Origin of the sequence: Streptomyces sp. NPDC012794 (genome assembly GCF_042901085.1) — a bacterium.
GTDB lineage: Bacteria > Actinomycetota > Actinomycetes > Streptomycetales > Streptomycetaceae > Streptomyces.
Genome location: NZ_JBIBCI010000015.1, coordinates 113,235 through 125,934 on the forward strand (window position 1 = coordinate 113,235; position 12,700 = coordinate 125,934).

At 72.7% G+C, this 12,700-nt stretch carries 9 protein-coding genes; 3 read left to right on the top strand and 6 right to left on the bottom strand.

Going from position 1 to position 12,700, the window contains the following annotated elements:
* Window positions 1–176 precede the first annotated feature (176 nt).
* The 4 genes from ACFY7H_RS25495 to ACFY7H_RS25510 form a co-directional block, all read right to left on the bottom strand.
* Window positions 177–2,609, bottom strand: coding sequence for a [protein-PII] uridylyltransferase (locus ACFY7H_RS25495; protein ID WP_388942047.1), 2,433 nt, complete (start codon window positions 2,607–2,609; stop codon window positions 177–179).
* A 16-nt stretch (window positions 2,610–2,625) separates the two neighbouring features.
* On the bottom strand, window positions 2,626–2,964 hold the full coding sequence (locus ACFY7H_RS25500) for a P-II family nitrogen regulator (protein ID WP_361610247.1): 339 nt from the start codon (window positions 2,962–2,964) through the stop codon (window positions 2,626–2,628).
* Window positions 2,961–4,307 (bottom strand): ammonium transporter, encoded by a 1,347-nt coding sequence (locus ACFY7H_RS25505; protein WP_388942051.1) that lies wholly within the window; start codon window positions 4,305–4,307, stop codon window positions 2,961–2,963. The genes ACFY7H_RS25500 and ACFY7H_RS25505 overlap by 4 nt, the downstream gene beginning before the upstream one ends.
* Window positions 4,308–4,569: 262 nt before the next feature.
* Complete coding sequence (locus tag ACFY7H_RS25510) at window positions 4,570–6,063, bottom strand: hypothetical protein (RefSeq protein WP_388942054.1); 1,494 nt, start codon at window positions 6,061–6,063, stop codon at window positions 4,570–4,572.
* A 407-nt stretch (window positions 6,064–6,470) separates the two neighbouring features.
* On the opposite strand from ACFY7H_RS25510, the gene ACFY7H_RS25515 reads away from it, so the two are divergent.
* Complete coding sequence (locus ACFY7H_RS25515; RefSeq protein ID WP_388942057.1) at window positions 6,471–7,139, top strand: bifunctional DNA primase/polymerase; 669 nt, start codon at window positions 6,471–6,473, stop codon at window positions 7,137–7,139.
* Between the two features lie 98 nt (window positions 7,140–7,237).
* On the opposite strand, the gene ftsY is transcribed toward ACFY7H_RS25515, so the two are convergent.
* On the bottom strand, window positions 7,238–8,464 hold the full coding sequence (gene ftsY, locus ACFY7H_RS25520) for a signal recognition particle-docking protein FtsY (protein ID WP_388942059.1): 1,227 nt from the start codon (window positions 8,462–8,464) through the stop codon (window positions 7,238–7,240).
* Window positions 8,465–8,610: 146 nt separating this feature from the next.
* Here ftsY and ACFY7H_RS25525 point away from each other — a divergent pair, with 146 nt between their 5' ends.
* Both ACFY7H_RS25525 and ACFY7H_RS25530 read left to right on the top strand, forming a co-directional pair.
* Entirely contained in the window at window positions 8,611–10,104 is a 1,494-nt protein-coding gene (locus ACFY7H_RS25525) for a cytosine permease (RefSeq protein WP_388942062.1), read from the top strand.
* Window positions 10,105–10,184: 80 nt separating this feature from the next.
* A complete protein-coding gene (locus ACFY7H_RS25530) occupies window positions 10,185–11,171 on the top strand; it encodes an LLM class flavin-dependent oxidoreductase (RefSeq protein WP_388942066.1) in 987 nt (328 codons plus the stop codon).
* A gap of 43 nt (window positions 11,172–11,214) precedes the next feature.
* Here the strand turns inward: ACFY7H_RS25530 and ACFY7H_RS25535 are convergent, their stop codons facing one another.
* Window positions 11,215–12,648 carry a sugar porter family MFS transporter gene (locus tag ACFY7H_RS25535; protein ID WP_388942069.1) on the bottom strand — a complete coding sequence of 478 codons (1,434 nt, stop codon included), beginning with the start codon at window positions 12,646–12,648 and terminating at the stop codon, window positions 11,215–11,217.
* Between the last annotated feature and the right edge of the window lie 52 nt (window positions 12,649–12,700).

Consider the following 12,700-nt stretch of genomic DNA (forward strand, 5'->3'; position numbering starts at 1 on the left):
GGGGTCGGGGGCGGTGGATCGCCCTCCAGGGTATCCGGCCCCGCAAACGAATCGGCCTCGCCCGCCGGATTCGGCGGGCGAGGCCGGTGGCCCCGGAGACCGGGGAGCACGCCGTGCCCCCCTTCACCGCGTGCCGCCCGGGCGGATCACCCCCACGGGTGCGGTGGTCACGGGCGTCACGCCAAGGCCGCCTCCACCCGTGCGGCCAGGGCGGCGGCCTCGGGCGGGAGGAGGGGTTTGCCGTCGCCGTCGACGACGTACACCGTGTCCACCGCGTTCGCGCCCAGCGTCGAGACGTGCGCGCTGCGCACCCGTACCCCCGCCGACTCCAGGGCCCGGCCGATCCGGTGCAGCAGCCCCACCGCGTCGGGCGCCCGCACCTCCACGACGGTGGCAAGGGAGGAGACCTCCGGCACCACCGTGACCCGGGGCGGCGGCGGGACCACGCCCCGCCGCCGGGGGTACGCCGCCTCGCGGGCGGCCAGCTTCGCCGGGACGTCCAGCGTGCCGTCCAGCGCCCGGACCAGGTCGGTCCGCAGCTGGGCGGCCTGCGGCAGCGCCCCGTACTCGGCCGCCACCCGCCAGCGCAGCACGATCACTTCGCCCGTCAAACCCGACGGCTCCAGGAAGCGCAGGTCGGCGGCCCGCACGGTCAGCCGGTGCAGCGCCAGCACTCCGGACACGGCCGGCAGCACCCCGGGCTGGTCCGGGACGGCGACGACCAGCTCGACCCCGACGGCGTCGTCCTCCTCCTGGCGGGCGTGCAGCGCGAGCACCGGCTCGCCCGTGCGCAGCGCCTCGACCGCCAGGCGCTCCTGTTCGGTGGTCGGTATCTCCGGCTCGGTGCCGGCGGGCGGGGTGCCTCGCAGCACGGCGGCGACCCGCCCCACGAGGTCGGCGACCAGCGAGCCCCGCCAGGTGCTCCAGGCGGCCGGGCCGGTGGCCAGGGCGTCGGCCTCCGTCAGGGCGTGCAGGACCTCCAGGGTGGAGAGGGAGCCGACGGCGTCCGCGACGGCCCGTACGGTCGCCGGGTCGTCCAGGTCGCGGCGGGTCGCGGTGTCCACGAGCAGCAGGTGGTGGCGTACGAGCGTGCCCAGCACGGCGACGTCCTCCGCGTCGAAGCCGACCCGCCCGGCCATGTCGCGGGCGATGGTCTCACCCACCAGGGAGTGGTCGCCGGGCCAGCCTTTGCCGATGTCGTGCAGCAGGGCCGCCATCAGCAGCAGGTCGGGGCGGCCCACGCGGCGGGCCAGCGCCGAGGCCCGCACCGCCGTCTCGATCAGGTGCCTGTCCACCGTCCAGGTGTGCACGGGGTTGTGCTGGGGGCGGCAGCGCACCCGCTCCCAGTCGGGGAGCAGTCGGCTGATCAGCCCCTCGGCCTCCAGCGCCTCCCACACCCCCACCATCGGCTCGCCCGCCCCCAGCAGGGTCAGCAGCTGCTCCCGCGCCTCCGCCGGCCACGGCACGGGCAGCGGTCTGGCCTGCGCCGCGAGCCGCCGTACGGCGTGCAGCGAGACGGGCAGGCCCGCCTGCGCGGCGGCCGCCCCGAACCGCAGGGGCAGTACGGGGTCCCGCTCGGGCCGCGCGGCCAGCGCCAGTACGGCCTCCCCGTCGGACTCCACCACCCCGTCGGCCAGCGGCGCCCGCTCGGGTGCCGCCGTGGCCCGGTTCCCGAGCAGTCCGCGCAGTCTCGGCCGGGCGGCCCGGGCGCGCAGTACCCGCCCGACCTCCCGCCAGGTGACGTCTGCGGCGTACGCGATCACCCGGGCGGCCTCGTACACCTCGCGCAGCAGCGCGTCGGCGTCGAGCAGTCCCAGCCGGGCGGCGACCTGGGGCTGTTCCTGGAGGGCGAGCCGGTCGGTGGCCCGGCCAGTCACCAGGTGCAGCGCGTCGCGCGCGTCCAGCAGCCGCCGCCGGGCCTCGGCCAGTCCCTCGCGCGGGGCGTCGGCCAGCCAGGACGCGGCGACGGCCCGCAGGACGGTGGCGTCGCGCAGGCCGCCGCGCGCCTCCTTGAGGTCGGGTTCCAGCAGGAAGCGCAGCTCCCCGGCCCGCTCGGCCCGCTCCCGGCACAGGGCGTGCAGCTGCGGGAGCCGCTTGGCGGCCTGGTTGCGCCAGTCGGCGAGCACCGAGGTGCGCAGCCCGGCCAGGAGTCCGGCGTCTCCGGAGACGAGCCGCGCGTCGAGCAGTCCGAGGTGGGCCTTGAGGTCCTCGGCGGCAGTCTTGCGGGCCTCGCCGGGGGTGCGTACGGAGTGGTCGAGGGCCAGGCCGAGGTCCCACACGGGGTACCAGAGCCGGTCGGCGAGCGCGCTCAGTTCGGCGGGGCGCGCCTTGCCGTCGTGGAGCAGCAGCAGGTCGAGGTCGCTGCGCGGGGAGAGGTCGGCGCGTCCGTAGCCGCCGACGGCGACGAGGGCGGCGCCCCGTACGCCGGTCTCCCGTGCGGCCCGCGCGAACTGTGCGTTCAGCCATTGGTCGGTCAGCCCGGAGAGGGCGGAACGCCGGGAGGGCCCGGACCGCGACTCCTCCTGGAGGAGTCGCAGCCGGGCCGCGGCGTAGCCGCCGGGACCGGAGCCGGCCGGGTCGTCCTGCGTGGTCTCTTCGACGCTCGTCACCCGGGGCTCCCGTCGTCTAGAGCGCGTCGGCGCCGCGCTCGCCGGTGCGGACCCGGACGACCGAGTCCACGGGGACGCTCCACACCTTGCCGTCGCCGATCTTCTCGGTCCGGGCGGCGCTGACGATGACGGAGATGAGCTCTTCGGCCTCCTCGTCCTCGACGAGCACCTCGATGCGGATCTTCGGTACGAGGTCCACGGTGTACTCGGCGCCGCGGTAGACCTCGGTGTGGCCGCGCTGGCGTCCGTAGCCGCTGGCCTCGGAGACGGTGAGGCCCTGGACTCCGAAGGCGTGGAGGGCTTCCTTGATCTCGTCCAGCTTGTAGGGCTTGACGATGGCGGTGATCAGCTTCATGCGTCGACCTTCTTGTGCGCGGCGGCTGCGGGGGCGGGTGCGGCGGTGTTCCGTGCGGAGATCCCGCCGCCGGCGCCGCTGAAGTCGTAGGCGGTCTCGGCGTGCTCGACCTGGTCGATGCCGGAGACCTCGACGTCCTCCGCGACCCGCATGCCCATGGTCCTGTCGAGGAGGAAGGCCAGGATCGCGGATACGACGAGGGAGTAGGCGAGGACGGCGAAGACCCCGATGGCCTGCTTGCCGAGCTGCTCCAGTCCGCCGCCGTAGAAGAGGCCCTTGGCCTCGGACTGGACGCCGCCGGTGGCGAAGAAGCCGACGAGCAGGGAGCCGGCGATGCCGCCGACCAGGTGGACGCCGATGACGTCGAGGGAGTCGTCGTAGCCGAACTTGTACTTCAGGCCGACGGCCATGGCGCACAGCACACCGGCGATGGCGCCGACGGCGATCGCGCCGAGCGGGCTGACGGAGCCGCCGGCCGGGGTGATGGCGACGAGGCCGGCGACGGCGCCGGAGGCGGCTCCGAGGGTGGTGAAGGAGCCGTGGCGCAGCTTCTCGTAGGCGAGCCAGGCGAGCATGGCGGCGGCGGTGGCGACCTGGGTGTTGACGAACATGACGGCGCCGACGCCGTCGTCGTTGCCGAGCCAGGATCCGGCGTTGAAGCCGAACCAGCCGAACCACAGCAGGCCGGCGCCGAGCATCACGAGGGGCAGGCTGTGCGGGCGCATCGGGTCCTTCTTGAAGCCGACGCGCTTGCCGATGACCAGGATGACGCCGAGGGCGGCGGCGCCGGCGTTGATGTGGACGGCGGTGCCGCCCGCGAAGTCGATGACGCCGAGCTCGAAGAGCCAGCCGCCGGAGCCCCACACCCAGTGGGCGACGGGGAAGTAGACGACGGTGACCCACAGGGCGGTGAAGAGCACCCAGGCGCTGAACTTGACGCGGTCGGCGAGGGCGCCGCTGATCAGGGCGGGGGTGATGACGGCGAACATCAGCTGGAAGACGGCGAAGACGTAGACCGGGATGGTGTAGCCGTCCCACAGCTCGGTGAGGCCGATGCCGCTGAGGCCGACGTAGTCGGAGTTCCAGCCGATCAGCGAGCCCGTGTCGGTGCCGAAGGCGAGGCTGAAGCCGTAGAGGACCCAGAGGATCGTGACGATCCCCAGGCTGATGAAGCTCATCATCAGCATGTTGAGGCTGCTCTTGACGCGGACCATGCCTCCGTAGAAGAAGGCGAGTCCCGGGGTCATCAGCATGACCAGGGCGGAGCAGATGAGCATGAACCCGGTGTTCGCGGCAGACAGGGTCGGGGCGTCTGCTGCGAGGGTCGTGATGGCTGATGCCATCGGCGTCTCCTCGTCGTCGGTACGTTCGCGTGCGGGCGATCGTGGGAAACCTGAGCGGCGGCGTAAGGGCTGGCCGGTTATTGGCCCTGAGATTCGCGCAGGAGGGTTTCCGGCGGCGCCGCTGGGTGTTTCGCGCCGATGACGAAGAGGTCTGGCGTGTTACGCCTCCATGAACCGGTGAAGTGCGGGTCCGGTCGGGGTCATGTACGGGTCAGGAGCGGGTCGGGGCCGGGTCAGGGGCTCGCCCGCACCGGGAGCGGGCTCAGACGGCCTCGGCGGCCTCGGGCAGCCGGGAGGCGAGGAGGTCGGTCAGCCGGACCACCTCGGCGACGTCCCCGTATTCACGGGCGGCGGTGTCGACGGTCTTACGGAGCCGGGTGTTCACCCGTTCGGACCGTACCTTTCTCGCCACGTCGAGGGCCTGGTCCACGAGGACGGTGGCCTGTTCCGGCTCGCGCTGGAGCAGGTGGACGGTGGCCATGCCGATGAGGTTCAGGGCGTACGAGCGCTGGTGCTCCTCGTCCTTGGCGAAGAGCTCCACGGCCCGTTCCATCACCGGTTCGGCGAGGGAGGCGTAGGTGGGGCTGCGCCCGGCGACGTAGGCCAGGTCCCGGTAGGAGTGGGAGTTCTCGCCGTTGAGCTCCGCCTCGGAGAAGAAGCGGATCCAGTCCGGTTCGGGCTCGGCGTCGAAGCCGACGTCGGAGAAGGTGTCCTCGGCCATGCGCACGGCCCGCTTGCAGCGGCTGGGCTGGCCCATGTTGGCGTAGGCCCGGGCCTCCATCGCGTACAGCATGGCCTGGGTGCGCGGTCCGGCGCAGTCGCGGCTGCCGTACTGGGCGAGGTGGATGAGCTCCAGCGCGTCCTCGGGGCGGCCCAGGTGGATCATCTGCCGGCTCATGCCGGACAGGATGTACGAGCCCAGGGGCTTGTCGCCGGCCTCCTTCGCGGCGTGCAGGGCGAGGACGAAGTACTTCTGCGCGGTGGGGTGCAGGCCGATGTCGTAGCTCATCCAGCCGGCGAGCTCGGCCAGTTCGGCGGCGACCTTGAAGAGCCGCTTGGCGACGGGGGCCGGGTGGCTCTCCTGGAGCAGGTCGGTGACCTCGTGGAGCTGGCCGACGACGGCCTTGCGGCGCAGTCCGCCGCCGCACTGGGCGTCCCACTGGCGGAACATCACCGTGGTGGCTTCGAGGAGGTCGAGCTCCGGCTCGGACAGCCGGGGCGGCCGGTGTCCGCCGAGAGCGCCCGACGGCCCGCTCTCGGGGCGCGGTCCGAGGTCGGCGGCCGGGGCCGGGACGAGCCAGCGCTGCATGGGCTCGATGAGGGCGGGGCCGGCGGAGAGGGCGAGCGAGGTCCCGAGGAAGCCCCGGCGGGCGAGCATCAGGTCGCTGCGGGAGAACTCGCTGAGCAGTTCCACGGTCTGCGGGCCCGCCCAGGGCAGGTCGACGCCGGACACGGAGGGGGTCTGGTGGGCGGTGCGCAGGCCGAGCTGTTCGATGGCGACGACGGAGCCGAAGCGCTCGGAGAAGAGCTCCGAGAGGATGCGCGGCACGGGCTCGCGGGGCTGTTCACCGTCGAGCCAGCGGCGCACCCGGGAGGTGTCGGTGCTGATGTGGTGGGCGCCCATCTGCCGGGCGCGGCGGTTGACCTGGCGGGCGAGTTCGCCCTTGGACCAGCCGCTGCGGACGAACCACGAGGTCAGCTGTTCGTTCCGGACAGCGGATTCGCCGCTCGCTCCGCTTGCGCCGTTGCCGCCCACTGGAACGCCCCCATCCGCATCGCCTCTTCACACGAAACCCTGACCGGTGTGGCCGGCGTGACCTGGGACCTTCACAGGTCCTCCACCGATTGCCTCCGGCATACCCACGGATGGGCCTGCCGACCGGCTTCGTGCACCGAAAGTAATCCTACGATCACCCCGTCAGCGAGGTCGATTCGGGAAACGCCACCATTCGCCACCCCTTTGAATGAACTCGTCGGCGGCCGGGCGCGATTCACTTGACACCAAGGCGAAACGGCAATGGTTGGACTGGAGTGCGCTCGGGGCGTGCGCGGCGAGGAGTGCGCCGGGCGTCCTCGGCGGAAGACGCGCCCCACCCGGCCTCCGACAGGTCTCGCCGACGTCGTAACCACCGGCGCGTCCGACCCGTTGGAGGGGGCATGGGCATGGGCTTCACGATTGGCGGCAGCCGCAGCACCAAGGAGTTCCGTTCCGGCGTCCGGCGCCGCGGGCGGACCGCGGAGTGCACGACGGTGGCGGAGTACACCGGGCTCTGGGGCTGGGACGCCGTCCCCGGGGCCCGCGCCGCGGGTCCGGGCCGCGACTGCTCCTGCGGTCATACGAACTGCGCCGCGCCGGGGGCGCACCCGCTGGACTTCGCTCCGACCGTCCCGGGAGGCGCCACCCTGGACGAGGTCTCCGAGATCTGGGGCGAGTATCCGGGCGCGGCGATCATGCTCCCGGTCGGCCGTGCCTTCGACGTCATCGAGGTCTCCGCCGAGGCCGGGCGGCGCGCCCTGGTCCGGCTGGAACGGATGGGCCTGCCGCTCGGGCCCGTGACGGCGACCCCGGACGGCCGGGCCCAGTTCTTCGTCGCCCCGGGCGCCGCCGCCGAGCTGCCGGAGCTGCTGTACCGGATGGGCTGGGACGACGCCGATCTGGACCTGCGCGCCCTGGGCCGCGGCGCCTTCCTGACCGCCCCGCCCTCCGACCGCGCGGGCCTGGGCCCGGCGGCCTGGCTGCGCGGGCCCGCGCTGGACAGCGCGGGCGGCCCCCCGCAGGCCCGGCTGCTGCTCGGCACCCTCGCCTACACCTGCCACCGCTTCCGCCGCTGACGGCCCCGCCCACGGCAGTGCCCCCGGGTCCTGGACGGACGCGGGGGCACTGGTCTGCGTAGATCCTCGGGACGGATCCTCCGGCGGCGGTGGCCGCCTCAGTCGCCGATGAGGGCGTCCACGAACGCCTCCGGCTCGAAGGGGGCCAGGTCGTCGGGGCCCTCGCCGAGGCCGATGAGCTTGACCGGGACGCCCAGCTCGCGCTGGACGGCGACGACGATGCCGCCCTTGGCCGTGCCGTCGAGCTTGGTCAGCACGATGCCGGTGATGTCCACGACCTCGGCGAAGACGCGGGCCTGGGTCAGGCCGTTCTGGCCGGTGGTGGCGTCGAGGACCAGCAGCACCTCGTCCAGCGGGCCGTGCTTCTCCACGACGCGCTTGACCTTGCCGAGCTCGTCCATGAGTCCGGTCTTGGTATGCAGCCGGCCGGCGGTGTCGATGAGCACCACGTCGGCGCCCTCGGCGATGCCCTCCTTGACCGCGTCGTAGGCGATGGAGGCGGGGTCGCCGCCCTCGGGGCCGCGGACGGTACGGGCGCCCACGCGCTCGCCCCAGGTCTGGAGCTGGTCGGCGGCGGCGGCGCGGAAGGTGTCGGCGGCGCCGAGCACCACGCTGCGGCCGTCGGCGACGAGCACCCGGGCGAGCTTGCCGGTTGTGGTGGTCTTGCCGGTGCCGTTGACGCCGACGACCATGACGACGCCGGGGGTGTCGGTGCCGCTCTCGGTCTTCACGGCACGGTCGAAGTCGGTGCCGACCAGGGTCAGCAGCTCCTCCTTCAGCAGGGTGCGCAGCTCGGCGGGGGTGCGGGTGCCGAGCACCTTGACCCGTTCGCGGAGCCGGTCCACCAGCTCCTGCGTCGGCGCGACACCGACGTCGGCGATCAGGAGGGTCTCCTCGATCTCCTCCCAGGTGTCCTCGTCGAGGTGCTCGCGCGACAGGAGCGTGAGGAGCCCCTTGCCGAGCGAGTTCTGCGAACGGGCGAGCCGCGCGCGCAGCCGGACCAGACGGCCGGCGGTGGGCTCGGGCACCTCGATCTCGGGCGCGGCCGGGGCGGCCTCCGCTACGGGCGCTTCCGCGACGGGGCTCTCGGGGGCCGCGGTCTCCGTCTCGGGGAGCACGACCTCCTCGATGGTCCGGCGCGGCTCTTCGACCGTCGGTGCGGAGTCCTCCCCCACCTGCGGTTCGGCGGGCGGGGCAGTGATGGTCGGCGTGGCCGGCGGCGCCGTGGGGGGCAGCTGCTTCTTCTTGCGGCTGCTGACCACGAGGCCGCTGATCGCGCCGACCGCGACCAGGGCGATGACTACGGCAAGGATGAGGATTTCCATAACGCTCCCAGTATCGGCCACGGCGGCCCCGGAGCCCGGACCTCGGCGGCCGTACCGGGCCCTAAGCCCCTATTTATGGTTTTCGGCGCAAATCTACGATGATGGGCGGCACTCCCCCGTCCCCGCACGCCCCACGGAGCAACCGCATGCCCGCCGAGCCCGCAGCCGGCGCGATACCGGCCCCCGCCGAGACCGCAGCCCAGGCCACCGGCAAGACCGCAGCAGAGACCCGCGGGCTGGAGCCCGTGCCCGACGCCGAGCGCACCGGCCGCGTGCGCGAGCTGGTCCCGACCTGGGTCGCCGCGAACATCAGCGTGCTGCTGCTCACCATGGGCGCCGGGCTGGTGATCTTCAACGGGCTCAACATCTGGCAGGTGCTCGTCGTCGCGCTCGCCGCGCCCGTGGTCTCGTACGGGATCGTCGGCCTGATCTCCATCGCAGGGAAGCGCGGCGGCGCGCCGGGCATGGCGCTCTCGCGAGCCGTCTTCGGCCAGCGCGGCAACCTCTTCCCCGGCGCCCTGATCTGGGTGGCGCGCTGGGGCTGGGAGACCATCAACGCGGTCAGCGGCGCCTACGCCGTACTGACGGTGCTCGACCTGCTGTTCGGCGTGAAGAGCAACACCGCGCTCATCGTCGTCACCCTGCTCTTCTTCGTGGGCTGCACCTTCGTGGTCTCGGGGCTCGGCATCAACGCGCTGCGCGTCTGCTCGAAGTGGTCGACGTACCTCTTCGGCGGCTTCAGCGTGCTCGTCCTCGGCTACCTGCTCTTCACCACCGACTGGTCCGCCGTCTTCGGCAAGCCCGCGGGCTCCACGGCGATGATGGTCGCGGGCATCGGCACCATCGCGGCGGGCGGCATCAGCTGGGTGCCGTCCGGCCCGGACTTCACCCGCTACCTGCCCCGCACCGCCTCCGCCCGGGGCATGGTCGGCGCGACGATCGGCGGTGCGGGCGTGGTGGTCCTGCCGATGGTGCTGATGGGCGCGGTGATGGCCGTCGGCACGCCGGACCTGGCGAGCGCGCAGGACCCGGTCTCCTTCATCGGCGAACTGCTGCCGACCTGGATCGCGGTGCCCTACCTGCTGATCGCCCTGATCGGGATGCTGTTGATCAACTCGATGTCGATGTACTCGGCCGGCTTCACCGCGCAGACTCTGGGCATCAAGGTGCCGCGCACGTGGGCAGTCAGCGTCAACGCCGCCATCAGCCTGGTCTTCGGCTTCCTGCTGATGGTGGTGGCGACCAGCTTCTTCGGTTCGTTCATCTCCTTCCTGACCCTGCTGGCCGTGGCGTTCTCCGCCTGGATCGGCGTCTTCGGCGTGGACATGCTGCGCCGCACCTCCTACGACGGCGCCGCGCTGCTGGACACGACGCCCGGCAGCGCCTACTGGTACCGGGGCGGTTTCGCCTGGCAGGCGATGACTGCCTGGGGCGCGGCCCTGGTGGCGGGGCTGCTCTTCACCAAGGTGGACTGGTTCAGCGGGCCGCTCGCCTCGACCTGGATCGGGCGGAACGGCCTCGGCTGGGTGACCGGCATCCTCGTGTCCGCCGCGCTGTACGCGGTACTGCCGCGTACCCCGGCGCCGGCGGCGCCGGTGTCCGGTGGGGAGCCCGAGCCGGCCGGAACCCTGTCCAACTGACGCTGCGTCAGCTAAGGTCCCCCCTCGCCCGCCCCGCCGCATCCGGCGCAGGGGCGCATCCGGCGAAGGGGGACCCTTCCATGCCCATCACCGTGGTCCGGTTCAACCTCGTCGACCCTGACGGCACCCCCGAGAGCCTCGGCGCCCGCTACAAGGCGGCGCTGGAGATGGCGCAGTACGCGGACGACCACGGGATCGACACCGTCCAGACGGAGGAGCACCACGGCGTCCCCGACAACTGGCTGCCCTCCCCCTTCGCCTTCGCCGGCGCGGTCTTCGGCGCCACCCGCCGGATCGCGGTCACCGTCTCGGCGATCATCGGGCCGCTCTACGACCCCCTGCGGGCCGCCGAGGAGATCGCGGTGCTCGACCTGCTGAGCGGGGGCCGGCTGGTCACCGTGGCGGGGATCGGCTACCGGCCGGAGGAGTACGCGCGGCAGGGCGTGGAGTGGGGCCGGCGCGGCCGGCTCCAGGACGAGCTGCTGGAGACCCTGCTGAAGGCGTGGACCGGCGAGCCGTTCGCCTTCCGCGGCCGGACGGTACGGGTCACCCCGCGCCCCTTCACCCGGCCGCACCCGCTGCTGCTGGTCGGCGGCAGCTCCAGGGCGGCGGCCCGCCGGGCGGCGCGGCTGGGCCTGCCCTTCTTCCCCAGCGCGCACCTGCCGGAGCTGGAGGCGTACTACCGGGAGCAGCTCGCGGAGCACGGCACGGAGGGCTTCTGCATGATGCCCGCGGCCGAGACCCCGCTGCTGCACGTCGCGGAGGACCCGGACCGGGTGTGGGCGGAGCACGGGGCGCGCTTCCTGCACGAAGCGGCCACGTACGCCTCGTGGCAGTCCGAGGGGATCCGCAGCGCCGTACGGTCGGCCGCGCGCTCGGTGGAGGAGCTGCGCGCGGAGGGCGTCTACCGGGTCCTGACCCCGGAGCAGGCGGTGGCGTACGCCCGCGCCGCGGGCGAGGCGGGGAACCTCGTGCTGCACCCGCTGTGCGGGGGCATGCCGGTGGACGAGGGCCGGCGCAGTCTGCGGTTGCTGTGCGAAAAGGTGCTGCCCCGGCTCAAGGACTGAGCCGGGGCAGCACCGCGGAGGGAGGGGTGGTGGCGGGGAGTTGTTACCCCATCTCCTCCAACGCCTTGCCCTTGGTCTCCGGCACCCACTTGAGGATGAACGGGATCGAGAGCGCGGCGAAGACCGTGTAGATGACGTACGCGCCGGACAGGTTCCAGTCCGACAGGTTCGGGAAGGTGACGGTGATGACCCAGTTGGCGACCCACTGGGCCGCGGCGGCGACGCCGAGGGCGGCGGCCCGGATCCGGTTCGGGAACATCTCGCCGAGCAGCACCCAGACCACCACGCCCCAGGACAGGGCGAAGAAGAGCACGAAGGCGTGCGCGGCGATCAGGGCGACCGTGCCCTGGGTGTCGGGCATGGAGATGCTGTCGCCGGTGCCGGTCTTGTACGAGAAGGCCCAGGCGCAGAGGCCGAGGGAGACGGCCATGCCCGCCGAGCCGATCAGCGCGAGCGGCTTGCGGCCGATCCGGTCGACGAAGATCATCGCGATCACCGTGCCGATGATGTTGATGATCGACGTGGTGAAGGAGTAGAGGAACGAGCTGGTCGGGTCGATGCCGACGGACTGCCACAGCGAGGAGCTGTAGTAGAAGATCACGTTGATGCCGACGAGCTGCTGGAAGACCGAGAGGCCGATGCCGATCCAGACGATGGGCATCAGGCCGAAGCGGCCGCCGAGCAGGTCCTTGAAGGTGGACTTGTGCTCGGAGTGCATGGCCGCCTCGATCTCGGCGACGCGCGCGTCCAGGTCGACGTGCGCGCCCTCGACCTCGGCCAGCACCTTCCGCGCCTCGGCGGTGCGGCCCGCGGAGATCAGGAAGCGGGGGGACTCGGGGATGACGAAGGACATCAGCCCGTAGAGCACGGCCGGGACCACCATCACGCCGAGCATCCACTGCCAGGCCTCCAGCCCGCCGACCTTCCCGCGCTGGTCACCGTCGGCGAGGTTGAGGATGCCCCAGTTGACCAGCTGCGAGATGGCGATGCCGATGACGATGGCGGCCTGCTGGAAGGAGGCCAGCCGGCCCCGGTAGGCGGGCGGGGACACCTCGGCGATGTAGGCGGGGCCGATGACGGACGCCATGCCGATGCCGAAGCCGCCGATGACGCGCCACATGGCGAGGTCCCAGAGCGCGAACGGGAGGGCCGAGCCGATGGCGCTCGCCGTGAAGAGGACGGCGGCGATCTGCATGCAGCGGATACGGCCGATCCGGTCGGCGATGCGGCCCGCGGTGGCGGCGCCGAGCGCGCAGCCGATCAGCGCGGCGGCGATCACCTGGGCCAGCGCGGCCGACCCGATGTCGAAGCGGTCGCGAATGGCGACGACGGCCCCGTTGATGACGGAGCTGTCGTATCCGAAGAGGAAACCGCCCATCGCGGCGGCCGCGGTGATGAAGATGACGTGCCCGAGGTGGTCGGGCTGGGACGCGCGTCCGCCGCCGGGTGCCGGTGCCTGCGCTGTGCTGCTGCTCAAGGTGTGCTCCGTGGGGGGTTTGTGTCCGTTCTCCTCAGTGGCGCACAGGTCA

Bases quoted from the DNA above. Each gene is read 5' to 3' on its own strand.
- ACFY7H_RS25525 (WP_388942062.1), top strand. From the start codon at position 8,611: ATGCCCGCCGAGCCCGCAGCCGGCGCGATACCGGCCCCCGCCGAGACC.
- ACFY7H_RS25505 (WP_388942051.1), bottom strand. From the start codon at position 4,307: ATGGCATCAGCCATCACGACCCTCGCAGCAGACGCCCCGACCCTGTCT.
- ACFY7H_RS25500 (WP_361610247.1), bottom strand. From the start codon at position 2,964: ATGAAGCTGATCACCGCCATCGTCAAGCCCTACAAGCTGGACGAGATC.
- ACFY7H_RS25515 (WP_388942057.1), top strand. From the start codon at position 6,471: ATGGGCTTCACGATTGGCGGCAGCCGCAGCACCAAGGAGTTCCGTTCC.
- ACFY7H_RS25530 (WP_388942066.1), top strand. From the start codon at position 10,185: ATGCCCATCACCGTGGTCCGGTTCAACCTCGTCGACCCTGACGGCACC.
- ftsY (WP_388942059.1), bottom strand. From the start codon at position 8,464: ATGGAAATCCTCATCCTTGCCGTAGTCATCGCCCTGGTCGCGGTCGGC.